The 23,885-nt window shown below is 58.2% G+C and carries 24 protein-coding genes and 2 tRNA genes; 9 read left to right on the top strand and 17 right to left on the bottom strand.

Annotated elements, in window-relative coordinates; all coding sequences use genetic code 11:
* A complete protein-coding gene (locus tag ACT3UQ_RS01390; protein WP_444636380.1) occupies window positions 1-1,683 on the top strand; it encodes an ABC-F family ATP-binding cassette domain-containing protein in 1,683 nt (560 codons plus the stop codon).
* A gap of 243 nt (window positions 1,684-1,926) precedes the next feature.
* On the opposite strand, the gene ACT3UQ_RS01385 is transcribed toward ACT3UQ_RS01390, so the two are convergent.
* The gene (locus ACT3UQ_RS01385; RefSeq protein WP_105569265.1) at window positions 1,927-3,666 is read right to left on the bottom strand and encodes an FAD-binding protein; all 1,740 of its coding nucleotides are present in this window, start codon (window positions 3,664-3,666) and stop codon (window positions 1,927-1,929) included.
* 78 nt (window positions 3,667-3,744) lie between these two features.
* On the opposite strand from ACT3UQ_RS01385, the gene ACT3UQ_RS01380 reads away from it, so the two are divergent.
* Window positions 3,745-4,680, top strand: a complete 936-nt coding sequence (locus tag ACT3UQ_RS01380; protein ID WP_444636379.1) for a LysR family transcriptional regulator — start codon at window positions 3,745-3,747, stop codon at window positions 4,678-4,680.
* 1 nt (window position 4,681) lies between these two features.
* Here ACT3UQ_RS01380 and ACT3UQ_RS01375 read toward each other — a convergent pair whose 3' ends face one another.
* The 4 genes from ACT3UQ_RS01375 to ACT3UQ_RS01360 all read right to left on the bottom strand — a co-directional run bounded on the left by ACT3UQ_RS01375 (window position 4,682) and on the right by ACT3UQ_RS01360 (window position 8,381).
* Window positions 4,682-5,347 (bottom strand): pentapeptide repeat-containing protein, encoded by a 666-nt coding sequence (locus ACT3UQ_RS01375; RefSeq protein WP_444636378.1) that lies wholly within the window; start codon window positions 5,345-5,347, stop codon window positions 4,682-4,684.
* A 51-nt stretch (window positions 5,348-5,398) separates the two neighbouring features.
* Complete coding sequence (locus ACT3UQ_RS01370; protein WP_105649077.1) at window positions 5,399-6,367, bottom strand: epimerase; 969 nt, start codon at window positions 6,365-6,367, stop codon at window positions 5,399-5,401.
* An 85-nt stretch (window positions 6,368-6,452) separates the two neighbouring features.
* Window positions 6,453-7,352, bottom strand: coding sequence for a VOC family protein (locus ACT3UQ_RS01365; protein ID WP_444636377.1), 900 nt, complete (start codon window positions 7,350-7,352; stop codon window positions 6,453-6,455).
* A 159-nt stretch (window positions 7,353-7,511) separates the two neighbouring features.
* Window positions 7,512-8,381, bottom strand: coding sequence for an SDR family NAD(P)-dependent oxidoreductase (locus ACT3UQ_RS01360; RefSeq protein WP_444636376.1), 870 nt, complete (start codon window positions 8,379-8,381; stop codon window positions 7,512-7,514).
* Window positions 8,382-8,623: 242 nt separating this feature from the next.
* Here ACT3UQ_RS01360 and ACT3UQ_RS01355 point away from each other — a divergent pair, with 242 nt between their 5' ends.
* From ACT3UQ_RS01355 to ACT3UQ_RS01345, 3 genes are all read left to right on the top strand, one after another.
* On the top strand, window positions 8,624-9,133 hold the full coding sequence (locus ACT3UQ_RS01355) for an Lrp/AsnC family transcriptional regulator (protein ID WP_146112403.1): 510 nt from the start codon (window positions 8,624-8,626) through the stop codon (window positions 9,131-9,133).
* Between the two features lie 226 nt (window positions 9,134-9,359).
* The gene (hisC, locus tag ACT3UQ_RS01350) at window positions 9,360-10,427 is read left to right on the top strand and encodes a histidinol-phosphate transaminase (RefSeq protein ID WP_105552220.1); all 1,068 of its coding nucleotides are present in this window, start codon (window positions 9,360-9,362) and stop codon (window positions 10,425-10,427) included.
* Entirely contained in the window at window positions 10,424-11,812 is a 1,389-nt protein-coding gene (locus ACT3UQ_RS01345; protein WP_105552221.1) for an amino acid permease, read from the top strand. The genes hisC and ACT3UQ_RS01345 overlap by 4 nt, the downstream gene beginning before the upstream one ends.
* Before the next feature lie 75 nt (window positions 11,813-11,887).
* Here ACT3UQ_RS01345 and ACT3UQ_RS01340 read toward each other — a convergent pair whose 3' ends face one another.
* The 4 genes from ACT3UQ_RS01340 to ACT3UQ_RS01325 all read right to left on the bottom strand — a co-directional run bounded on the left by ACT3UQ_RS01340 (window position 11,888) and on the right by ACT3UQ_RS01325 (window position 14,868).
* Complete coding sequence (locus ACT3UQ_RS01340; protein WP_444636375.1) at window positions 11,888-12,577, bottom strand: DNA alkylation repair protein; 690 nt, start codon at window positions 12,575-12,577, stop codon at window positions 11,888-11,890.
* A 66-nt stretch (window positions 12,578-12,643) separates the two neighbouring features.
* Window positions 12,644-13,087, bottom strand: coding sequence for a protein-tyrosine phosphatase family protein (locus ACT3UQ_RS01335; RefSeq protein WP_105552223.1), 444 nt, complete (start codon window positions 13,085-13,087; stop codon window positions 12,644-12,646).
* A gap of 43 nt (window positions 13,088-13,130) precedes the next feature.
* On the bottom strand, window positions 13,131-13,757 hold the full coding sequence (locus ACT3UQ_RS01330; protein ID WP_105552224.1) for a GyrI-like domain-containing protein: 627 nt from the start codon (window positions 13,755-13,757) through the stop codon (window positions 13,131-13,133).
* Between the two features lie 16 nt (window positions 13,758-13,773).
* Window positions 13,774-14,868 (bottom strand): magnesium and cobalt transport protein CorA, encoded by a 1,095-nt coding sequence (locus ACT3UQ_RS01325; RefSeq protein ID WP_258133455.1) that lies wholly within the window; start codon window positions 14,866-14,868, stop codon window positions 13,774-13,776.
* A 175-nt stretch (window positions 14,869-15,043) separates the two neighbouring features.
* Between ACT3UQ_RS01325 and ACT3UQ_RS01320 the strand changes: the two genes are divergently transcribed.
* Entirely contained in the window at window positions 15,044-16,402 is a 1,359-nt protein-coding gene (locus ACT3UQ_RS01320; RefSeq protein WP_181150481.1) for a DUF4232 domain-containing protein, read from the top strand.
* 133 nt (window positions 16,403-16,535) lie between these two features.
* On the opposite strand, the gene ACT3UQ_RS01315 is transcribed toward ACT3UQ_RS01320, so the two are convergent.
* Window positions 16,536-17,642, bottom strand: coding sequence for a hypothetical protein (locus ACT3UQ_RS01315; RefSeq protein ID WP_105552227.1), 1,107 nt, complete (start codon window positions 17,640-17,642; stop codon window positions 16,536-16,538).
* A gap of 20 nt (window positions 17,643-17,662) precedes the next feature.
* Window positions 17,663-18,424 carry a hypothetical protein gene (locus ACT3UQ_RS01310; protein WP_146112404.1) on the bottom strand — a complete coding sequence of 254 codons (762 nt, stop codon included), beginning with the start codon at window positions 18,422-18,424 and terminating at the stop codon, window positions 17,663-17,665.
* 230 nt (window positions 18,425-18,654) lie between these two features.
* On the opposite strand from ACT3UQ_RS01310, the gene ACT3UQ_RS01305 reads away from it, so the two are divergent.
* Entirely contained in the window at window positions 18,655-18,888 is a 234-nt protein-coding gene (locus tag ACT3UQ_RS01305) for a hypothetical protein (protein WP_146112405.1), read from the top strand.
* A 176-nt stretch (window positions 18,889-19,064) separates the two neighbouring features.
* Here the strand turns inward: ACT3UQ_RS01305 and ACT3UQ_RS01300 are convergent, their stop codons facing one another.
* Complete coding sequence (locus ACT3UQ_RS01300) at window positions 19,065-19,340, bottom strand: hypothetical protein (RefSeq protein ID WP_105649067.1); 276 nt, start codon at window positions 19,338-19,340, stop codon at window positions 19,065-19,067.
* Between the two features lie 82 nt (window positions 19,341-19,422).
* Between ACT3UQ_RS01300 and ACT3UQ_RS01295 the strand changes: the two genes are divergently transcribed.
* Window positions 19,423-19,965 carry a hypothetical protein gene (locus tag ACT3UQ_RS01295; RefSeq protein ID WP_105552231.1) on the top strand — a complete coding sequence of 181 codons (543 nt, stop codon included), beginning with the start codon at window positions 19,423-19,425 and terminating at the stop codon, window positions 19,963-19,965.
* Between the two features lie 499 nt (window positions 19,966-20,464).
* Here ACT3UQ_RS01295 and ACT3UQ_RS01290 read toward each other — a convergent pair.
* Window positions 20,465-20,537 (bottom strand) — tRNA-Ala (locus ACT3UQ_RS01290).
* Window positions 20,538-20,830: 293 nt separating this feature from the next.
* On the bottom strand, window positions 20,831-21,289 hold the full coding sequence (locus ACT3UQ_RS01285) for a GatB/YqeY domain-containing protein (protein ID WP_105552232.1): 459 nt from the start codon (window positions 21,287-21,289) through the stop codon (window positions 20,831-20,833).
* Between the two features lie 84 nt (window positions 21,290-21,373).
* Here ACT3UQ_RS01285 and ACT3UQ_RS01280 point away from each other — a divergent pair, with 84 nt between their 5' ends.
* Window positions 21,374-21,583: a hypothetical protein gene (locus tag ACT3UQ_RS01280; protein ID WP_444636374.1), complete on the top strand. Its 210-nt coding sequence runs from the start codon at window positions 21,374-21,376 to the stop codon at window positions 21,581-21,583.
* Window positions 21,584-21,668: 85 nt separating this feature from the next.
* Here the strand turns inward: ACT3UQ_RS01280 and ACT3UQ_RS01275 are convergent.
* The 3 genes from ACT3UQ_RS01275 to ACT3UQ_RS01265 form a co-directional block, all read right to left on the bottom strand.
* A tRNA-Ala gene (locus tag ACT3UQ_RS01275) sits at window positions 21,669-21,741 on the bottom strand.
* A gap of 82 nt (window positions 21,742-21,823) precedes the next feature.
* Window positions 21,824-22,192, bottom strand: coding sequence for a ribosome silencing factor (rsfS, locus tag ACT3UQ_RS01270; RefSeq protein WP_105552234.1), 369 nt, complete (start codon window positions 22,190-22,192; stop codon window positions 21,824-21,826).
* A 48-nt stretch (window positions 22,193-22,240) separates the two neighbouring features.
* Complete coding sequence (locus ACT3UQ_RS01265) at window positions 22,241-23,830, bottom strand: hypothetical protein (RefSeq protein WP_105552235.1); 1,590 nt, start codon at window positions 23,828-23,830, stop codon at window positions 22,241-22,243.
* Window positions 23,831-23,885 lie beyond the last annotated feature (55 nt).

Genomic DNA, 23,885 nt, shown 5'->3' with positions numbered 1-23,885 from the left:
GTGGCACATATCGACGTTTCCGACATCCAATACTTCCTTTCCGACGGCACCCAGTTGCTGGGCGGAGTCACCTTCAAAGTGACCGCCGGCTCCAAAACCGCATTAATCGGGCCGAACGGCACCGGCAAAACCACCCTGATCAAGATCATCTCCGGTGATCTCAAAGCCGACGAGGGCGCGATTAATCGCTCGGGCTCGATGGGCATTATGCGCCAGTTCGTGGGCCAGGTCCGCGACGAATCGACAGTGAAGGATCTTTTGCTTTCCACCGCCGCCCCGTCCGTCGTTGCTGCAGCCGCCAAGGTTGCAGCGTGCGAAGCGAAGATGCTGGTCAGCGAGGATGAAAAGGTCCACATGCGCTACGCCGAAGCGATTATCGAGTGGGGTGACGCCGGCGGCTACGAGCTGGAAACCACTTGGGACAAGGTCTGCATGGCCGCGCTGGGCATCCCGTTTGATCGCGCCCAGGACCGCCAAGCGCGCACCTTGTCCGGCGGCGAGCAGAAGCGACTCGTATTGGAAGCGCTTTTCGAAGGCAACGACGACCTGCTGCTCTTGGATGAGCCCGATAACTATCTAGACGTACCGGGTAAGCGCTGGCTTGAAGCAATGATGGAGCGCTCCCCGAAGACCGTGCTATTCATCAGCCACGACCGCGAGTTGCTCAACAACGCGGCCACGCGCATCGTCACGCTGGAGCCCGGCCATGGTGGAGCCACCGCGTGGATCCACGGTGGTTCGTTCGGCTCCTATGTGCAGGCCCGCAAGGAACGCAACGAACGCTTCGAGGAACTGCGCAAGCGCTGGGATGAAGAACATTCCAAGCTCAAGGAATTGGTCATCATGTATAAGACCAAGGCGGCATTCCGTTCGGATATGGCTAACCGGTATCACGCGGCACAGACACGCTTGGATAAGTTCTTGGAGGCCGGCCCGCCCCAGGCGATTCCGCTAGAGCAAAACGTGAAGATGCGCTTGAAGGGTGGACGCACCGCCAAGCGCGCGGTCGTAGCCGAAAAGCTCGAACTTACCGGACTTATGAAGCCCTTCAGCAACGAGATCTGGTTTGGTGACCGAGTAGGCGTGCTCGGTTCCAACGGCTCGGGCAAATCCCACTTCCTGCGGCTGCTGGCCGCCGGCGGCACCGATCCCGAACGGGAGCACGAGCCGGTTTCCGATGTGCAGCTCGCCGAAGTACCTCATGAGGGAACGGTAAAGCTCGGCGCTCGGATTCGCCCTGGCTACTTTGCCCAGACCCACACCCGCCCCGACCTCTTCGGCCGCACCTTGCTGGAGATTCTGCACCGCGGTGACGAGCACCGTTCGGGGCTAGGCCGTGAGGCTGCCGCCGGCGCATTGGATGGCTACGGTCTGGCTGGCCAATCAGAGCAGAAGTTCGAGTCGCTGTCCGGCGGCCAACAAGCCCGATTCCAGATCCTGCTCCTGCAGCTATCCGGAGCGACCCTGCTGTTGCTAGATGAGCCGACGGATAACCTCGACCTGCATTCCGGCGAAGCGCTCGAGCATGCGATCGATTCCTTTGAAGGCACCGTGCTCGCCGTGACGCACGACCGCTGGTTTGCGAAATCGTTTGACCGCTTCCTGGTCTTTGGCTCAGATGGCAAGGTCTACGAGTCCGATACTCCCGTGTGGGACGAAAAACGCGTGCAGCGAGAGCGCTAAACACACTGCGGATGGTCCCGCCTGGGGAACTGGCGAACGGAGCTAGTTCCCCAGGCGGGACTTTCTCGCTTAACCAGCCACTAAAATTTGATCGCGACAGGCTTTGCGTCCAAAAAGCTCCCACGCCAAAGAACCGTCCACGCACTGGATGGATTGTGGCTGAGCGGATGCGCCAGGCCAGAGCGCAGGAAACCGGCGAACCATATACCAGGCGTTTTCCGGTCCCCTGCCTGGGCGTGAAAATTATTCGACGAGCTTGCCGGCGCTGGAGACCTCTTGGATCAATGCCGCTATTTCTGCTGGCACTTCCACGATGGCTTCTCGGGTGATCCCGGTCTTAGGCGACCAAACGAGATTCACCTGCAAGCCGGGATCCATGGCTGGGAAGTCGCTGCGGTTGTGGCAGCCCCTGGTTTCGCGGCGTTCCAAGGCGGCTTCCAGGGTGGCCCGGGCGGCCAGCGCCGAAGATTTCAGATCAAAGGCATGGGATAGGTCTTGGAACCCCGCGATGTCGGGATGAATTCCGACATTCGCCATGCGCTTTTCGATCTCGTCGAGTTTCGCAAGGCCGGCAAGCAATCCTTGCTCGTCTCGCACCACTCCGGCGTGCTCGGTCATCACATCGCGGATGGCGCGCTGCAATGCACGGACGTTCTCCACGCCATCTGCGGCCAAGAGGTCCTCGATGTCGCGCCTAGCCTCCGCGGTAGCTTCTGCGGATCGAGGCTGGGATTCCAGTGCCCTGGCATACGCGGCTGCCGCCTGTCCGACGATTCGCCCGAAAACCAAGAGCTCGATCAGCGAGTTGCCGCCTAATCGGTTTGCACCGTGCAGTCCGCTTGAGGCCTCGCCTATCGCATAGAGTCCGGTGACTTCGGTTGAATGATCATAGGGGTCCACCCAGACCCCGCCCATCGAATAGTGAGCGGTCGGTGCGATCTCGATGGGTTCGCGGGTAATGTCCAGCATCTGCTCTTCGAGCATCGTCTGGTACACCCTGGGCAGCCGCTCCATGATCAGCTGGCGCGGCAGGTGCGAAACATCGAGCCAGACCCCGCCCTTCTCCGTTCCGCGTCCTTCGCGGATCTCGGTATAGGCCGCGAGTGCAACTCGGTCACGGGTAGAAAGCTCCATGCGTTCCGGATCGTAGTTCTTCATGAAGCGTTCACCGAGCTGGTTGCGCAAAATTCCGCCCTCCCCGCGCGCCGCTTCGGAGATCAGGGTTCCTGCAGCAGATTCGGGTTCGATAATTCCCGAGGGGTGGAATTGCACGAGTTCCGGGTCGCGGAGGCGGGCGCCGGCTTCGACAGCCAAGCGGAACGAATCCCCGGTGTTTTCGTCACGTCGCGACGAGCTGCGCCGCCAGATGCGGTTGTGCCCACCGGCGGCCAGGATGACCGAGTCGGCATGGATCAGATACCGGGTTCCGTTGTTCACATCGAAGCCGTAGGCGCCGAAGATTTGATTGTCCTTGACGAGCAATCGGGTGATATACACGCTGTCGAGGATTGGGATCTGCAGTTGGTCGGCACGTCGAATCAGCGTGCGTTGGATTTCCAGGCCGGTGTAGTCCCCTGCAAATGCGGTGCGGCGGAACTTGTGCGCTCCGAAGAAGCGCTGGGAAATGCGGCCGTCTTGTTCCCGGGCAAAATTCATCCCGTACCGTTCGAGATCTTCGATTCCGCGTTGCGCTCCCTGGGCCACGGTCTGCACGGTGCGCGGATCGGCGAGGAAATAGCTTTCCTTGATGGTGTCTGCAGCGTGTTGCTGCCAGCTGTCCTCTTCATCCATGGTGCCCAGGGCCGCGTTGATTCCACCGGCCGCCAACGAGGTGTGCGCATCGTGACGCGGACGCTTTCCTACGGCCAGTACATCTACGCCGAGTTCGGCGAGTTCGATGGCCGCCCGGAGCCCCGAACCGCCGGTCCCGATAACTAGGACGGTGGTTGAAATCTGCTGTTCTTTGCTGCTGTAAGTGTTCATGACATCAAGCATCTGCCGCTAAGAAACATACGTCCAATGAATTATATTCATGGTTTCGATAGCCGTATGCTATGGGATATGAATCTAGAGCAGTTGCGGGGTTTCGCGACAATCGCCAGGGTGGGGCACTTCACAAGAGCTGCCGAGGATCTGCATCTGACGCAACCGTCGTTGAGCCGTCAGATCGCCACCCTCGAACACGATCTGGGCTCCCAGCTATTCCACCGGGCGCGGGGCAACATCATGCTGACCGCCGCCGGTGAAGCGTTGCTGCCGCTGGCACGCCGCATGCTCGCCGATGAAGAAAATGTGCGCACCGAAATGGCAGAGCTGGCAGGCTTGCGAAAGGGCCGGGTTCGGCTAGGCGCTCCCCCAACCCTGTGCGTCTCGCTGGTTGCCGAAGTTCTCGAAGTATTTCACCGCCGGTTCCCCGGCATTGAGCTTCACCTTAGCGAAGCCGGGTCGAAGAATCTGCTGGATGAGCTGGCTGGCGGATTGCTGGATCTGGCCCTGGTTGTTACTTCGGAGCACTCCGTTGCGGAGAAAAGCCTGGCCAGCCTCCCACTGTTATCCGAAGAACTTGTTGTCATCGACTCGACTGGTAAACCACGCCTTGGGGGCAGAGAATCCTTGGATCTCAAGGCGCTGTCGAGGCTTCCCCAGATTGTTTTTTCGCAAAGCTACGACCTGCGTGCAAGTACGATGAACGCCTACCGCGCACAGGGCCTGACCCCCAACGTAGTCTTGGAAGGCGCCGAGATGGACGCTGTCTTGCGCTTCGTCGAAGTCGGGTTGGGGGTTGCGGTTGTTCCGGCGACGGTACTGGTTGATCGTCCCGGGCTCAGCGCCGCCGCGCTGAAAGATCCACAATTGACGCGTACCATCGGTCTGGCGCATCGCCGAGATGTTTCATTGACTCGTGCCGCCGCTGCCATGCAGGAGATCATTCTAAGCACGGCTCGGGCACTGGCCGACCGCCAGCCTCGAATCACAAGCCTGCTGACCGCTAGCTAGCTCAGTCCTTGATACGTAGTCCGAGATATGCGGCGAACTCATGCGACAGAGAACTCAACTGCTGCTCGCTAATCGTGGCACCGCGCAGTCCTTCGATGCCTTGTACTTGCGACATCTCCAACCCGGTCAGATCAACCGAGCTGAGATTTGCGCGCTCCACGCTCAGCGTCCCGGTACGACAATTTTCAAATCTCACTCGTTGCGCCTTGGCCTGCTGCAAATCAATTTCATCAAAGGTGCAATCCCGGAAGAGCACGTCCCGCAGCTGCGCGGAGCGAAGATTGACCCAACCGAATTTGCAATGGTCAAACACCACTGAGTCGGTCGAGGAATCCGAGAGCTCGGCCGAGCCGAAGCGGCTGTGGATCATCCGCACGTCATTCAAGGTCGCTCCGGCGCCCTCCACGATTGGCGCGCTTAGCTGCTTGAATTCGCATTGAATATAGCGCGCGTTGCGCATGGAAAGTTCACCGATATTCAGTTCAGAAAACAGGCAATCTTCTACGCGGCCGTCGGTCAGATCAAGCAGATTCCGGTCATAGCCGGTGAAATGAAGCACCTCGACATAACCGCCGCCAAGCAGGTCCTCGACGGTTCCGGCTTCCAGTTCCGGAAGCCGGAACTCTCGTATGCGCGGAGCCATACCGTGTGTTTTGAGATGAGCCATGCCTAGCTTCCTTTCAATTCTGCAAAAACTTGCACCGGGGATCACCGGTGTTCATTTTGCGACGTCAGCCAGCGCGGGATGCAGCTCGGGCCACTTGAATTCGTAGCCGGAACGTTCAAGCGTCTCGGGTAGCACCCACCGAGACTTCAACAGCATTTCCGGTTCAACCCGGAGCACGAACATCGCTGGTTCCAACATCCAACGATACGCCGATAGTCCGAACCTGCGCCCGGCGACGCGTCGCAGGCTCGACATGAGTTCGGCGTTCGTCACCGGGTGCGGAGCGCTCAGGTTCACCGGTCCGCGGATTTCTGGATGTTCAATCAGATACCAGATCGCGCCCATGACGTCATCGAGGTGAATCCAGCTGAACCGCTGCTGGCCCCGGGTCGGATGGAAACCGCTTTTCTCCGGGCCCGTGGGGTCCGGCCCGATCCCGCGGTATCTTCGGTGCGCTGGCCACCACCCATCAATTTGCGGCCCGCCGACGCCCCATCTGGCAAGCCCAAGAAGTTTCTGGCTCGCCGGTCCGTCGCCGAGCACGATCGCCATGCGCAGCGCCACCCGGCGGGTGGCCGAGAGCTCCCCCGCGAAGAACTCGCGTTCCCAGTTGCGTGCGACATCAACGGAGAACCCTTCACCGATTTCTCCGATGCTTTCGGTATTCGGCCGGTCCACAGCATGGCGGTAGATGGTCGCGGTCGAGGCATTCAGCCACAGCTTAGGCGGATGCTGGGCCGAAGCTACCGCCCTGTGCAAAATCCGTGTCGTCTCAACCCGGGAACCGAGAATTTCGTTGCGTGCCGCATCGCTGTATCGGCAGCCCACGTTCTTTCCCGCCAAGTTGACCAGTAGCTGCGCGCCATCGACCGACTCGTCGATCGCGGCCTGGTCCGCCCAGCTGATCGGCCCACCGCGGCCGATGACGCTCAGCTCGTACCCCTGAGCCGACAGCTCATGAACCAGTCGCTCTCCGATGAATCCGGAGGCTCCGGCGATTACCGCACGACGTTTTGACACCCTTGATCTCCATCCACCAAGTTTGGCTTGGACCGCAGCGTGGTGTCAGGATATCGCTGGACTCGGAACCGACCGAATCCAATGGCTAGAAGTCCTCGATCACCAGTTTCTTCATATTCAGCATCTTTTCGAAGGCTCCGGGCCGAGCCATCAGGTCGCCCATGTTCTTCGGAACCACCTGCCAGCTCACGCCGAACTTGTCCTGCAGCCAGCCGCACTGCTCGGCCTCCGGAACTGCGGATAGCGCCTCCCACAACCTGTCGATCTCCGCTTGGTCTTCGCACTGGACTTCAATAGAGATCCCCGGACTGAAACTGAATGGTTGCGCGACGGCGGAATCCATGGCCGCAAAGTTCTGCCCGTTCAGTTTGAAATCGCTGAACATCACCGCTCCGGGGACTGTCACCTCGGTCGGTTCGGGATATGGGAATCGGCTGCCTACCTGCGCGTTTTCGAACAGCTCAACGTAGAAATCCACCGCAGGCACCGCCAGGTTCTGCGCGGCCCCACCGAACATCAATGAAGGGACAATAAATGATTCGCTTTGGCCGGCGTCGGACTGCATGAGTTGCCAGCTGATGCCATAGCGATCCTGCACCCAGCCGTAGCGGGCGCTGAATGCGTAGGTATACAATCCCATCAGGACGCTGCCGCCGTCGATGAGCTGATCCCAGGTTTGATCGAGCGCCGCGCGTGTCGCATCGGCGTCTCCCGAATAATTGGCCGGATCAAAGCTGACTATGAATGAGATCGATGGGTTGGGAGTGAAGTCGTTTCCGGCGTTGATCAGGGTGAGCGTCGTACCATTCAAGTCCAGAGTGACCGTCAGCGGAGCACCGGCCAGTGGTTCTTGAAAGTCGAGCAACCCTTCGGTGGGGTACCGCGATTCTACAAATGCGGAGGTGTTCGGGAATACACCTGCGTAGTACTGTCCTGCTTCTTCGGCGTTAGCAGCGAACCAGAGATTCGGGATGAACTTTTGCATGGCGAGTCGCTCCTGGTGATCGGAAATCCCGCATCAGTGACCACCAAGAAATCCTAGAGCCGCCTGAGGTCACATTCCGGGTTACCACGCCTACGCTACTCCGCGTAGGCGAGCAGGTAAACAGTGAGATGGTGAATTCTGCGCCAACCGCAAACCGAACTAGGAAACCGGCTCGTTGTCAGGCGTTTGCCTCTTCCGTCCGGTGAAATCATCCATGGAGCTATAGATCTTCAGGACCCTATCGGCCACCAGGTCCCACGCGCCGCGCGGAAGGACTCCGCGCAGCAGTTGACCGAATTTGCTCGTCCACGGCAGAAGCACCAGCGGCGTTCCGCGCAGCATCGCGCTCCACGCTTTGGCTGTCACATACTCGGTGTCCATGATTGGGGTGAACAACATGCTTCTCGCCCCGGCGAACATTCCGGTTGAAACGTAGGTGGGACAGAATGTGGTGACCTTGATATCGGAATCGGCCTCCCGTTCCAGTTCCAGTCGCAGCGAATCGCTCCAGCTCATGGCGGCTGCCTTAGAAGCGGCATACACGCTCATATTCGGATTTGAAACCAAGGCGGCTGCTGAGGCGATCGTAAGGATTCGGGCAGGACTGCCGGCTTGACCCATTTGCCTCAGGAGCGCATGGGTGAGATACATTGGCGCCAGTGCGTTCACCGCCATGGTGTCATTGATCTGTTCAGTACGATGCTTGGCAAAGGACGTGCCGGTGACGACCCCGGCGTTGTTCACCAGCACGTCCACCGCGCCCGCGGCCAGCGACTGATCTGCCGCAGCAATGATCGCCGCCTGATTGCGCAAATCGACTACCTGGGTATGAATGACGCTTCCGGAATCCAGCTGCTCTAACTCCTTGGAGACGGCAGAAAGCATCTGGCTGGAGATATCCCATAGAATCACTCGCCGCGCACCTTCGAGGCAGGCCGTTCGTGCGAAGACAGCGCCCATGCCTTGCGCGGCTCCGGTAATCAAGACGGTCAGTCCCGCAACAGATTTCAATGGCGTGCTCGCACTCATCGTTTCCCCTCTCCCAGGTAGGCCGATAAAGGCCAAGTGAGCCTTAGCCTACAAGGTGAGCTGCATTACATCGGGCTGATTGGCCCCGCACCGGCACCCCAAGTCCCACGGGCAGGTGCTCGCCGGGAATATTCGGTCACAGATCTTCGCGCTACCCTTGAAGGGTGATCAGAAATATCGCCCTTAGACGCAACTTTTCTGGCAGCCATTCCGATGTTTGCACCCAGCAGAGGACCTAAGCAGTGCGTATTGACCGTCTCGACGCCGACCTCATCGAGCTTCTCACCGAGTCCCCCATGCTTCCAGTCATGGAATGCGCCCGCCGCCTCGGCGTGGCCAGGGGCACGGTAACCAGCCGCCTTGCCCGCCTGCACGAAGGCGGGGTAATCCGGGCCATCATCCCGCAAGTTCAGCCTGCGGGCTTCGACTACCAGCTGGTCGCCTTTTGCTCGGTGGAAATAATTCAGAAATACGGCCACGAGCCGGTGGCCACGGCCCTGGCCGATTCGATCCCGGAGATCGTGGACATGTATACGGTGACCGGAACCTCCGACTTGCAGTTGCGCATAGTCGCTCGAAATGCGGTAGACCTTCAAGCGATCTTCGATCGGATCAACCAAGTTCCCGGAGTCGCGCGCACCTCTTCCTCGCTGGCCTTGCGCGAACACTTCCAGGGCAGGACCTTGCCGCTCGTTAAGGCCTACGCAAAAAATTCACCGCCAGAGGAAAAGGCTATACAGATCGACCAGTAATCTTCGCTGCCGAAGTCCAATCGGTATGCAGTGTGCATAGCCCTTTGCGCATCGATTGCGCCCTGTGATTGCCACCACCTACAGTTTTTTCTTGTGACTCGCTTCACCTCCATTTGGGCCATGGCTGCCCAGGGAATGTCGAAATCTTGAGCCCGTCTCAAATTTTTGGGCAAACCGTACACCACCGGAATGTTCCAAGCGGTTCATGACTTTTAGAGAGGAATCAATGAACATCAATCAACGCCCCTCCCTTGCCGCCGTGCCGGCTTACCGCCAGGGAAAATCGGCGGCCCCGGGCGCTTCGAAGCTCTCGTCGAATGAATCGCCGCACGCTCCCCTGCCTTCGGTGGTGCAGAGTATCGCCGAGGGTCTGGAAAGCATTCACCGCTACCCGAATATGGCGGCACCGGAGCTGATCACGGCGTTGGCTGACCAGTACGATCTGGACCCGGAAGAGATCAGCCTGGGTGCCGGTTCGGTTGAGGTCGCCTCCCAGCTCATTCATGCAGTCGCCGGAGAAGACGACGAGGTCATGTTCGCCTGGCGCTCTTTTGAGGCGTACCCATCGCTGGTGCGCATTGCCGGCGCGGTTCCGGTCGAGATTCCGCTGGATGCCGAATTCAAGCATGACCTGCCGGCAATGCTGGACGCGATCACCGAGCGCACCCGGCTCATTTTCATCTGCAACCCGAACAACCCCACGGGTACCGTCGTTGCGGCGGACGCCTTGGAAGAGTTCGTCGCCGCCGTCCCACGGAATATTCTGGTGGTGATCGACGAAGCCTACGTTCACTTTGACCGTTCGGATATCCGCGCCGATGGCCTGAAGCTGTTTCGCAAGTACCCGCACGTCGCGGTGCTCCACACCTTCTCCAAGGCCTACGGCTTGGCTGGATTGCGGATCGGCTATGCGGTCAGCCCCAAGCCGGTGGCGCAGAACCTGCGCAAGGTTGCGGTGCCTTTTGGCGTCACCGATCTGGCTCAGCGTGCTGCGGTGGCCTCCCTTGAGGCCGCCGGCGAACTCGGCGTACGCATCAACGAGGTCGTCGAACAGCGCGAGCGGATGCTTGAAGGCCTGCTGGCAGCTGGCTACCCGGCGGTACCTTCCGAGGCGAACTTCGTCTGGGTAGCGGCGGCGGAACGCACCGCCGAGCTGGAAGCCCTGTTGAGCGAAGGCAATGTGGTGGTCCGCGCTTTCCCGGGCGAAGGCCTGCGCATCTCCTCCGGCAGCGCTCAGGACGTTGACCGCGTCCTGGCAGCCGTCACCAGCAAGGTAGAGGTAGCTAGCGCATGAGCATGCAAACCAAGGTCCGCGCGGCGGATAACTCACCAAAACTCCATGCAGGGCTAAGCCAGCGCCAGATCTCAATGATGGGTCTGGGCGGAGCGATTGGCGCGGGCCTGTTCATAGGTTCCGGCCAGGCCATTTCCATTGCCGGCCCGGCCGTACTGCTCTCCTACCTCATCGCCGGCACCGTGGTCATCGTGATCATGTCGATGCTCGCCGAAATGGTCGCAGCCGATCCGTCCTCAGGCGCCTTCAGCACCTTCGCGCACAAGGCGATGGGCAGCAGCGCCGGAAGCACCGTGGGCTGGCTGTACTGGATCCAGCTGGTCGTCGTGATCGCCGCAGAAGCCACCGGCGCGGCGGCCATTGTCGCCGCCTGGTTCCCTGGCTTCCCGCAATGGACCTGGGTCTTGGGCTTCGTGGTGCTGTTCACCGGTGCGAATCTCCTGGGCGTGGGCAATTACGGCAAGTTCGAATTCTGGTTTGCGTTCATCAAGGTCGCGGCGATTATCGCCTTCCTGGCCGTCGGCGCGCTGGTCTTGTTCGGCATCATCCCCACCGACGCACCGGTTGGCCTGGCCAACCTCGCCTCGCATGGTGGTTTCGCGCCGGCCGGGCTCACCGGCATTGCAGCGGCCTTGCTGATCGTGATCTTCTCATTCGGCGGAACCGAAGTCGTTTCCATCGCCGCAGCCGAATCCGATGACCCGCAAGGCAACATCAAGCGCACGATCAAATCGGTCATGATGCGAATCATGTTCTTCTACCTTGGTTCCATCATCGTGATCGTGGCGATCCTGCCATGGAATACCCCGTCCATCGTTGACGGACCGTTCTCCGCGGTCTTGGGCGTGCTGAATGTTCCGGGTGTGGAATTGCTGATGAGCGCCGTCGTGGTGATCGCACTGCTCTCGGCCATGAATGCGAATATCTACGGTGCTTCACGCATGCTGTACTCCCTCGGTACCCGCAAGATGGCTCCGCGTTCGGTGACTCACGTGACCGGGAAGGGAGTACCTGCCAAGGCGGTGCTCAGCTCGGTTGCTTTCTCCTTCATTGCCGTCGGGTTGAACTGGATCTGGCCCGATGCCGTTATGCCGATCCTGTTGAACGTGGTTGGCTCGACAATCATCGTGATCTGGTGCTTCATAGCGGTGACGCAGTACATCCTGCGCCGCCGCGCCGAGCGCGAAGGCACGGAACTTCCGCTGAAGCTCTGGGGCTTCCCGTACCTGTCCTTGGCGACCATCGCCATGATGGTGCTTATCGTGTGCATCGCGATGACCGACGCAGTGGCCCGGACCCAGCTGCTGCTCACGCTCGGACTGACCGGTGCGCTGTGGCTGGTTTCCAAGGCGCTGCGTCTGGGTGCCACCACGCACCAGCGCTAGCGCATAGCGCATAACGCGCAGAGGCCGGCGGAACCCAACAGGTTCCGCCGGCCTCTGCGCCATTAACGGCGGCAGCTAGTCCGACTGGCGCTTGACCATCTCATTGATCCAGATCGGAGCAAAAGGTGAAGTACACCCCGGCGACGTTGGATAGTCCGCCAAGACCTGCAGCGACTCGCCGATTTCCAATGCCCGGGCACGCAGTCCTGCGTTTTCGATGCCAATCTGCGCCAGCGTGTTATTCATGGCCCACTGGAGCCGTTCCGGGGCCTGCTTCATCTCGGCTTCGATCGCATCGAGCAATTTGTCCAGGTCGAGGTTTTCCGGGGCCTTGACAACCTGATGCGCGGTCAGCTCCCAACCGGCGCTGGCGATCACCGGGTCCGGATCCTGCATCAGTCGCTGACGCAGTTCTTCGAGGTGCTTGCTTTTCTTCACTACGTTGCTCAGGAACCAGCCCTGTACCTTCGGACGATCGCCTTCACGGATCCAATTTTCAAGATCATCCAGCGAGAATGCACGCTGTTTGCAGATGAGAATGGCCACCAGTCGGGGCGTCGTTTGCCCGGTCTTCCACAGTTCGACGGCAAGCTCCTGGTTGCTCTTCAGCGCTTTGGCCAACGCTCGCAATTTGCCCAGGTTTACGCCGAAATCATCACCGCGCTTCTCGTTAACGGCACGCATCTTCGGGTTCTCCAAAGCAGCTAAGGCCTCTTGCACCTCTGCTGCGGTGCTCGACGGGTTCAGTCCAATATCGGTGCTCATACCTTCATCTTCTCTCAAATTCTCTCGCAGTGCCCTGCACCAGGCCAAGTCCTTCTGGCTTGGGGATCAGTGATCATCATTCAACGTCAGTTCAGGCAAGACGGTAAGTAGCCAGCGACGCTGCCCTAAGGTCTCGACTGCCTTTGGATGATAGTTGTGTCTAACCCATTCCACGGCGTCTGATACCTGGATCCCACCGAGCACAGCCAATACTGCCAGCGCGGTTCCGGTTCTCCCCACTCCTCCACGACAAGCAATTTCTACTCGTTCCGCGGGCGCTCGCCCATACGCTTCACGCAGCGCCTTCAAGGTGTCCACGGTGGATGAAGGAATGGAGAAATCACGCCATTTCACCCACAGGTATTCACGGTCGGTGAAACGCGGATCTTTTCCAAGCAGGTACACGCCAAAATCAGGTGGCGGCAGGACCCTGCTTTGCTTCAGGCTCGAACCGCGGATCAGCGCCCCATCGGGAAGCCGCACCAGATGTTCTTGCCCGGTCCATTTCATTGGTTCGTCAGGTGAGCGTCCGTTCATCATCGCTTGTAACCCGCTATCCGGCGTTGGCTCGTACCGGCTGTCGAAGGATTGTGCGCAGCTTGGCCGGCGCTACGCGGCGCGGATCGCTGAGGTAAATTTCGTGATGCTTGCCGGTCAGCTCCAGTCCTTGTTCGGGGATGAATTGCCGATGCATCCGGTGCAGCGTTTGGGCTTCGTCGTCATAGGCACCAATATGCAGGGTTTGCGCACACAGCCCCTCAGCGAATACCTCAAATCTCACCTTGTCCAGTGCAGCTGGAGGATCCTTCTCGGCCAGTTGCGCACGGATGGTTTCAAACATGGTGCGGTCGATCCATTCGGGCTGCAGGATCATCATGGTCCAGTCCCACTGGGATTTGTCTCTGTGCTCGGTAAATGCCGACATGTCTTGCGCCCACCAGAGCCCTTCTAAGGGCATGACAACGTAGTCCCTGCCAAGTTCACGTTTGCTCATGAACTTCAGCTTGTAGGCCACCGGATACAGCGCCTGCAGGGCTTGAGCATATTCGATCGAGGTGTTCGGGTCCCCGTGCCCATCGATCATGAGATACGGCAGTTCGGGCACCTCGACTAAGCCGAACGCCTCATGTTTGGCCTTATAGCTCGGGAGAGTTTTCTTGAGATCCACTTTCGCATCCATGAGAGTATCCGTTTCCTTAGAACCACCGGCGACGTCGGAAGGTGATGTAGAGGAATGCCGCGAATCCGATCATCAAGACGACGGCGGCTGGGTAGCCAAGCACCCAGTGCAGTTCGGGCATCACGTCAAAGTTCATTCCGTATATCGCTGCAATCAGGGTCGGCGCGAAAAGGATCGCTGCCCAGCCTGATATTTTCTTCATATCCTCGTTTTGACGTTGCGCCACAAGTGTCGAATTAACATTCAAAATCTGCGACAGCGCGTCCCGGTATTCCACCGTCTGGGCGTGTGCGCGGGTCAGGTGATCAGTCACGTCCTGCAGGTAGGTCTGCAGCTCATTCGGTACATCGTATTTGGTGAAGCCATCGGATAGCGAGCGAACGACTTCGAGCAATGAAGCCGTTGAATGCTGCATATCGATGACTTCTTGGCTCAATCGGTAAATACGTTCGGTGACCGCGGCATCACCGCTGAACACCTGACGTTCGATCTGTTCCTTATCAATTCCCAAGCCTTGCAGAACCGGGACATAGCCGTCGACGATCTCATCTAGTAGCCGATAGAGCACCGCTTCGGCGCCCATGCTCAGTAGTTTATGGTCGGTCAACAAGGTGCGGTCGCGAGCGACAAATTCATCGGCGACGGTAGTTTCAAGCTCTAGACCCGGGGTGCCGTCGATCCACCGATGGTCTTGACATAACACCGCGATAGACCCCTGCCGAAGTAGGATATGGAACTCTGAGAGCTCAACTTCTTCATGTTCATCCAGATACTGCGCCGAGCGGACAACCAGCAGGAGGATCTCGCCATAGCGTTCCAGCTTTGGTCGCTGTTGCGCGTGCATCAAGTCGTCAACCAAGACCGGGTGCAGTTGCCATGCTTCGGCAAGCTCGTGGATGTCCTGCTCATCTGGCGTGGGGTACAGACTGAGCGAAGCCCTCCCGGCGGCACTCGCAGCGTACTCCACGGCGCTAGCCGCGGTGGTGCCTGCAGGGGCAGCGTGCACCGTTCCATGCTCGATGAATCTGACCATGACCGGGGCATGCTCGTACTTCTGCAGATCATTTTCGCGGCTCGTACGGCCTATAACCCTGCGTGTAGGTTCCCTCACCTAGGCTCCTATCTCAATACCGACGAACTTTGGTCGTAGGTAAATTCCGCGACGATCCGTTTTATCGACCCGCATTCAAAGTAGCGTATCTCTAAGCTATATGGCCGCCGGAGTTTTCTGTGGCTCCACGCGCATTTTCCTGAATCGAATGCCATCGCTTTGGTACGGTGAGCAAGTGAAGAAACCTCGAGTGATTGCACTGGTCGCCGCCCTGGTTTTAATCGCGGCGTGGCTTGTCCTTTGGAATCCTTGGGATCCATGCGATGCGCCGGCGTCCGTCTGCGAGAAATTTGATGAAATCCAGGAACTGAACGGCGTGGCATCGGTGGAGCTGGAGTACGAGGTTACGTCCGCAGATCCAAAAGACGGTGATCAAGCCACGGCAACGTGGACGATAGGTCTTTCGGAAGATCCGGTGGCCTCCGAAGCTACTGCCGCGGCACTTCGGGCGGAGCGGATCACCCAAGGGATTTCGCTTCCCGGCGTAATGCTGATTCACTACTCGCAATTCACTGTAGGTAAACCACAAGTCATTAATACGGGCGCGACGACCGGCGAATATTATCCGCTGAGCATCATCCCGCAGGAAGACCTTGGGGCGGAGCTCAAGCAGGCCTACGAATTCAGAGATGCCGGGGCCTTGCGAGTTACTAACTCTTCTGTGGTCGCCGCTGATTCGCAAAGCCTGAAGACGCTTGCCGAATTCTCGGTGCAGCAAAACTACCTGGTGAGCTTCGAAGCCGATGACAGTTCCGTGCGATATACGCCCGAGGCAACGATCGATCTGGAAAAAGTTCAGCTCGCTATCGATGCCGGAGCCCTGCCGAACGTGGGGAGCGCCATTTACGGCAGTCAGTCGCTGTCCATTCACACCACGTCTCCTGATAGCTCGATCGAGACACGCGCTATCCGGCGTTGGCTTGAGCAACGCACCCCGCCAAACAACGAACCGTTGAAATACTCCATCTCGTCTCCCGGATTTGCGAAGATTGTCGACGGTTGGATCGGCGAGGTACTTCCCGCGGCACTTATCCCGTCACCAGCGCCGCTGCCCGAGGGCGTCGAACCCTGGACACGAGATCCCGATGCTTCTTATTGCACCACCGATGAAGTCCGTTTCACCCTGAGCACCCCGGACGCTGCATTGGGTTCGCGGTATCTTTCGGTCTTTGCCACGAACGTTTCCAAGCAGCCTTGTGCAGTTCAGGGGCTGGCGGCTATCGAATTTTTCAATGGCCTTGGTGAATCTCAAGAAGACGTCACCATTATCGCCACCCCTAATATTTCGCCTGAACTGGTGCTCCTACCGGCTGGAGAAACCGCAATGTCCACGATGAAATGGGCCGCCATGTCTACGGCCAACGATCCCGACGAAACCGAAAGCCTGGAGGTCAGCCTCTTGCCCGGACTCGAACCGGTGAAATTGATTCCACGAATAGACGGCCAGGACACCTCGCTGGATGTGCTCGACGGCGCTGAGGTACAAGTTAGCCCTTGGGTGCAGGCCCTCGAAGGATGGAATAAGCCAACCTAGGCGTTCCCAGTCGTTCAGAGGGCTGGCCGAGGACGGACTTGACTCCTGCTCCGCCGACAGCTCGTGTTTACTCGAAGGAGTTCAGAAACCTCAGGTTGCCGTCGGAAACCGATACTCGGGCTTAGCCCGTTAGCTATTTCGCCCAGTCCGGCAGAAACTCTTCCAGCGGGTCGTTGGTCTCCCAGTACGCCTTGACGGTCCACGAGTCATCATCGCTACGGGACATAAGAATGGCAGTATCCCGCGTATAGTCGTCTGCACCCTCGATGCTCTTGCGAAGGGCGGCAACAGCTACCTCATCGCCATCAAATACAGGTGCTGCCACACAGCTTGTCCCGGCAAGCACCGCATCGCACAACGGGTACCCGGGCACCTCCCACAGCTCGAAAACAGCGGTCAACACATCGGGCGAGGGCAATAGTGCGCCAACAAGTTCATGGTCAGTTCCCGGCACAGACTCGGTAGATTCATTGGAGATCTCATTGTCTTGCTCCAAGGTGGACGGCTCAGGAGGGAGCGGCGGCATCTCAGGCGGCGGCGCCAGCTCACCCGGAGCTTGCGTACCGATTGTCTGAGTGACGCCGCCCTCGGTTCCGGTGGGAGCAGGCGGCAAGTCCGCCACCGAATCACCGACAGTTTCCGACGGCTCGGCCGTTTCGCTGCTCTGCTCATTGGAGGAAGCATCGACCCAACCGTCCAGGTCCTTACCACCATTGGTCAGGATCAACAGCTGAGCCAGTGGCTCAGCGTCACGCCCGCGTGTAACCGAAGCCAATGCGGGACGATGGATAACCCCGTTGCGGTAGTCAGCCGAGGACAGCCAATAATTCTCACCGCCGGCAACGACCGATACCCCTCGTTCTTCATCAACCGCATACGGTACGTCGTTCACTCGACGTACATACTTCTCGGAATCATTCTCCGCTTCGTACTCTGCAATCCGCTGCCGGAAGTCTTCTTCGGTGAAGTATTTGTCGAACCCCTCTTTTACGCTGATCTGCTGGTAGGTACCGACCTCGGCGGAATCCAGTGTTAGCCGGTAGAAGCACAGCCCCGGTTGCTCCTCGTCAGAGATGATCTCCACGTGGCGCGGATTGGGTAGCTGTTCGTTGAAATATCCGGCGACGGTCTCAGCGGGAAGCGGGCAGCCACCGTTTGACGATGAGCAAGCAACCAGCCCGGCTACCGGTAGTGCGAGTACCGCACTGGATATGAAAAACCTCTGAACCGCAATGTTCATGACCCTCACCTTTCATCTGTCTAAAACGAACGCGCACGGTTCGCGTTGATCCTGTGCGAGAGCCGCCAATAACTGAAGGCCCCCAGGAGAAGGACGACTACCAGTACCAAGACCATCGCCCACACGGTATCGGTTCGGATCACCGTCCCTGCGAACCCGTTGGGCACCTGCGCCGACAATCCGATGTATGTATCTGGTGCTTCACTGCCGTTGCCCCGTAAATCGGATCCCGCCGCGATCGCGGCCAGCATCATCGAAAGTGCTATGAAGAAGACAGCGGCTACAGCGCGAAGCACCAGCAAGCCCAACGCCTTGAGGCGTTGGGAAGATTGAATCGCTCTGCGGGCCAAGACCGACATCCAAATGACCAGCCCAATCGGCACAACGAGGTTCAATGCCGCTACTATCCAAGGGGATCCACCCTCGCCATCGATCGACCGCGCCACCATGCTTTCAGGCAACACTTCAAGGAGCGGACGCAGCACCCCAGTAGCAGCTTGCAGCCATGTCGACACGATCCCCACCGTCAGGAAAAGACCGAGAATGCAAGCGGCAATACCGATGGCGATAGCGAGGTTACGCAACCCCATCGCCCATAAGCGTCTGTCGGTGGCGATATCCAGAGGATTCGCGTCCGTGCCTTGGCGCGTGTCGGGATCCCACGGAACCGTGCCGCGCCCATTGCACACCGTGCACCACTGCAGGTGGCTATCGCCGTACGGGCGCCCCGAACCTCCACAGCCAGGGCAGTACCATTCACCTGCCGACGCAAGCTTACTCATGTCGCCTCATCCCCCAGAATGCGCACTGCGCCAGTTATGCGGTGTCGTCCGGCTACAGCATTCGACGTTGCCTAATCATAAGCGCGGAGGCGGTCGACATACTAGTGTCCGCGTTGACTCGTAATAAACCTCCGGCACGGATACTACGTTGCGTCACAAGAAAACCTCCGCCAAAGTACCTCTTGCTTCTTGGGCTTTGCGGGTATCTGCTCAGCACTATGGGACTGACAATGAGCGCACGCAAACAAGTCACCAAACATCTCGCGAACAGCTACCGGCTCGGCGATAGTGCCGGGAAAACTCGGATCCTGGATGAATTGGTCGAAATCACTGGCTGGCACCGCGACTACGCCCGCTGCGCCCTGCGAGAAGCATTGAAACCCGCCAAGCCACGGATCGTCAGAGCAGGTCGTAAACCGATCTACCCGGCCGACCTGCAACCGCAGGGCTCTGGACATCGGTAGAAAATTAATGAGTCGCCGCTAAGCCCTTCACCCGGTACCGCAACACCCGATCCGTCCCCGGATATACAGTCCGCGTACCGCTCAATAACTCACACAATTCACCCAACGCCACCGTACACCTGAAGCTGGGCGCTGGAACCATCGCTAGTTTTGAGATCGCCAGTCCAAGCCGACTCCTATTCCATCGCGTATTCCGTCGCGCCCTTAGTCGCCAATCCAAGACCAGCCACAATAGCCGTACCGCCAGCAACAAGACCAGTAAAAATCTGATCCCATGCCTTCTCCTGCCGCTGAGCAGTCTGAGCCAAACGCCCGATAACAGACTCAGCAGCCTTGCCGGCCTTGTCAGTTTCAGCAGCAGTTTTCTTGGCAGCAGCCAAAGCCGCATCCATGTCTCGCTTGAAGGATGCGATCTCCGCTTTGACGACGACCCGGATGTTCTTATCAGCCAAGACGGCACCGCCTATTCAATTGTTTGTCCGGTGCCGCTGATAAGGTCAGAGCATCATCGCCAGCACTTAGAAATGGGGAATCATGAGGAAAGTTGCAGTAGGAGTTTCGACGATTGCCATAGGGCTTGCACTCGTAGGATGCGCGGCCGCAGAACAACTGGAGCCGGTAGAGTCATCAGCGTCAAGCGCGGCACCGGTTGCGGCAGAAAACCCGAACGTCGGAAGCATCGCAGATTACAAATCTGTAGCTCTGCCCCTTGCCAGCAACATCGAAGAGACACTGGACGCTTTCGACGAATACCATTGCTTCAACTTGCCCGACCCCCACGAAGAGACGCTCTGCATGGCGACCATATTCTCGGCTGGAATGAAGGCAAAAACTGTCACCGCGTCATTGGAGGGCGCAAAGAAACCGGGTGTTCCCGCCTACATTGGTGATCTTCCCGATGAACTCGACACGGTGATGAGCAAAACGTTGGATGCCTCCGAAGAAGCCGAAATAGCAGCTGACTCTTGGGACGAAGCTAACTGCCCCGGCGCCACCGAATGCCACAAGATTGGTCTTGACATTTCGATGGCGTTCGACGACCTGCATGACCGTCTAGTGTCATGGGGCAACTACTAGGACTCTTCGTCCCATATTCGGTAGAGCATCTATCCCGGGTAACGGTCCATGTTGTCGTTGAGCGCGGATTCCTTCGACGCACACGCGTGGCACATCGTCTCTTTCAACTCGACTCGATCAACGTTGTCGTCACCAAGTGCGATTGAGGATGGGACACCGGCGCACTGCAGCATCGTGGCTGGTTCAGTCAGGTGCATCTGTGAAAGCAGTGCAATGCCTGTTGGGGCAAGCTAGTGCTGCCATTACGCTGGACGATTACACTGGGTCGTTTGACCAGGATTTAGATTCGCTGGCCTAGAAGTTGACAGAGATGTTGCCGGTTGGGTTGGCCGCTTGAGCTTGCGATTTGCCTGCGGGTTTAGACCGAACAAAGTGTTTCAAGCGGTACTAAGTAGGCCTAAGACGAGAGTGTCCGATAGGTGTTTTGGGCACTAATAAACCGCTCCCACAAGACGGTTTATCCTTGTGGGAGCGGGATTATTCTCGGTGGAGCTAAGGGTGGAGCTAAGGGGAATCGAACCCCTGACCTCTTCGATGCGAACGAAGCGCTCTACCAACTGAGCTATAGCCCCTCAACAACAATGATCCTACTCCCCTGAATCTTCGAGGATCAGGCGAATGCCTCCGCGGTTCCGGAATACTCTAGGAATTTCGAGCACGGAATGACCACGCACGCAGAGCTCCGTGCAATGCTTGACGTGTATTTTCACGAACCAGCATTGCAGCTCATGCGTAAATTGAAAATTCGGGGTACCAAGCCACGCTCGCGGCTTGGTACCCCGAATTTCACTTGCCATTGCAGACTGCAGGCAGTGTATCTACCGCAGTCATCCTGGATGAACGCCGAAGTAGATTGTGGGGGTTATTAGCTGAGTTTGGCGCGCACCATTTGCGATACAGCTTTGCCATCAAAACGTCCAGCGATCTCAGCGCCTACCGCCTTCATCGCAGTGCCCATATCTTTCATCGTGAGCGCATGATCGGCGGAAAGTTCCGCCATAATCCGATCCACGATGCCCTGGGCCTCACCCTCGGTCAGTACCTTCGGCAAGTACGTCGAGATGAATGCAGCTTCGGCTAATTCTCGCTCGGCCATTTCCTCGCGGTTATCCGCGGCCGCAACTTTTGCAGTTTCTTCTCGATTGGCGACCTCTTTACGGAGAAGGTTCTCGACATCTTGGTCGGTCATCTCCGTTGGATTCTTACCAGATTTTTCTCTGGTGCCGATGGCACTCAAGATATTTCGCAAGGTGGTCTTTTCCAGCTCATTCCCTGCTTTCAGGTGAATTATGCTGTCATCGCGAAGGCGTTCTTTTAAGCTCATGGCTTTTCTCCTCTAGTAACTACTCAGACCGACTCTACTCGTATCTTCAAGCAACGTTTAATACGGCGCATCGGAACAGACACCGTGGACAAGGACGGAAAGCTGACGCTACGTTACGGAGGGCAGCTTCGCCACCTCGGAATGGGACGCACCTATTCAGGCGTTCCGGTCCGGATGCTCATTGATGATCGGGACGTAACCGTCATCAACAGAAAAACCGGAGAAATCATCAGGTACTTCAAAATCGATCCATCGAAGAACTACCAAAAAGCAATTTCTCGCCTGAATAGGTGACAGTTAAAAGACTAATGTCTCGGGACATCGTTCTACCGATGTCCCGAGACATTACAGGGTGGAGATAAGGGTGTCGAGATAAGGGTGGAGATAAGGGGATTCGAACCCCTGACCTTCTGCATGCCATGCAGACGCGCTACCAACTGCGCCATACCCCCAAAAGGATTGCTACCTGATAAGGCAACTCACTAATCATAGATGAATGCCGAATCAGGAAGCAAATCCCATGCTACTAGGGCTTTATTTGGCTTCCGTAGCAAGTTCAATGACTGGGCAGTCCGACCATAGACGCTCTAGCGCATAAAAAACTCGGTCTTCCTGGTGCTGTACGTGTACAACAACGTCTCCGTAGTCCAGGAGGACCCAACGGCCCCTGCCGAATCCTTCACGGCGCACCGGGCGAATCTCGAACTTTTCGAGTACCTTGGCCTGGATCTCATCAACAATTGCGTTTACCTGTGGCTCAGAGCCACCGGAGACGATAAGGAACGCGTCGGTTACGCCCAGTCGTTCGGCGACATCAAGTGCCACAATGTCTTCTGCCAACTTGTCCGCTGCGGCCAATGCTGCAACGTTAACGAGGGCGATAGAGTCTGCGTGTGCTCCCATGAAGTGGGGTGTCTCCTTTTAGAGGTATAGATCAAGAACTTAATTGTCCTACGAAGTAAGCGAACTGATCAACATGACAATGCCCGCAACAAGCGCTGCACCGCCGACGCTGAGCGCCGCGATCATAGCAATCAGCCTGTTATTTGCACGTCGCACACCGTGGGTCTGAGCGTCCAGAGGCTGTAGGCCTTGGGCATTCACCGCATCGATGCGCGGCATTTCCACATTCGCTTGCGCGTCCCCTGCTTCAGCTGGAGCGGGAACCGATGAGGCCGGTGCCTTGGGCTTTGAACCCGACGCTGGCTTGCTTGCGGATTTCGCTGCAGGTTTCGGCGCGGGCATCGCCTGAGGTTTGGGCGCTGCCGGCGAAGTTTTGCCAGCTCCAGCTTTTAACTCGGAGTTGACTACAGGCTTTACAGTTTTTGGCGCTGGTTTTGCCGGAGCTTTCGCATTGCTTGGCTTCTTTGCAGCCTGCGAATTGTGCTTCAGTTTGTCAGATAATTTGCCGCTGGAATCAAGATCTAGCGAAACACTTTCCGTCTGCGGGCCCTGCACGCCGGTCTTGGCGATGCGGTCTTCGACTTCACGAATATTGCCCAGAGCCCCGGTGAACGGATCAGACAGGGCCTGTTCCTTGCCGCTCTTGGCATTCTCAATCCGGAGCCGTTCGCGTTCTGCCGCCCGGCGAGAAATGATGGCTGCACGTGCTGCCATCTCACGCTGATGGGCAAGAACTTCGAGATCAATCTCACCGTCATCATCGTTCAAAAGATTCGGATCAACGAGTGTTTCGGGAGCATGTGAACGTCGTGCGGCCAGCGCTTCCTCGACACTCATCACGGTGGTTTCCGGCGAGTCGTCTGTAGCCGTAGGTTTGGCCAACGGCTTAGCGGTGCCCTGCTTCGGATTTGCTGCGTCCGGATTCTGTTCCGCTAGCGACTGAAGTCGTAGCTGACGGCGAGTCAGGGGCTTCGGATCTTCGGCTGGTTCGACCGTTGGAATGTTTGTGGTGAGTGCGCCGACTTCTTCTTCAAGGCGTCGACGCTCACGTAGCGCTTCTCGGTCGCGAGCGCGGCGCAAGGAAGCGCGCTCCCCCATTGGCCTATCCGCTGCATCGTGCGACGGGTCGGCAGCCGGTGCTGAACCAGCCGCGGGCTTGGCCTTCGGAGCGCTGGAAGCCGACTTGGCCGGAGTTGGCGCCCCCTTAGCCTGTCCGGGCTTGGCCGGCGACGGTGCGGCCTTGGCTTGTTCGTCCTTTTTAGCCGGAGCTACGTTCTTCGCCTGTTCGGCGGGTTTCTCGGCGACCCGCTTCGGCTCGGCAGCCTTGCCGGACGCGGTCGGAGCGTTGGCCGGCGTCGAGGCCGGAGTCTTCGCCGCTGCCGGCTTATTCGAACCTTGGCCTTGCTGCGCGCCAGCTACCGGCTTTGCAGGGGCTTTTGGGGCAGGGGAGGAAGTTTTCGGGTCAGCTGGGCTGGCACCTGCCGAAGGCTTTGCATCCTTCTTTTCAGTTGCCTTCTGATCAGCGAGCTGCTTGGCATCCTGCTCGGCTTTACTGCTCGCCAGCATGGCTTCCATTTCAGCGCGCCGCTTTTCACGCAAAGCACGCCGGCTTGAAGCCGGCTGCGTGTTATCGCTCATCCTGTTCTTCTCCCGACCGCTTAGACAAATACCGTCACCCTTACCTAGAGATTAT

It is taken from the genome of Glutamicibacter sp. AOP12-B1-11 (genome assembly GCF_052379245.1).
GTDB lineage: Bacteria > Actinomycetota > Actinomycetes > Actinomycetales > Micrococcaceae > Glutamicibacter.
Note: the sequence above shows the minus strand (reverse complement) of the source record. Positions and strands in the feature narration are given on the sequence as shown.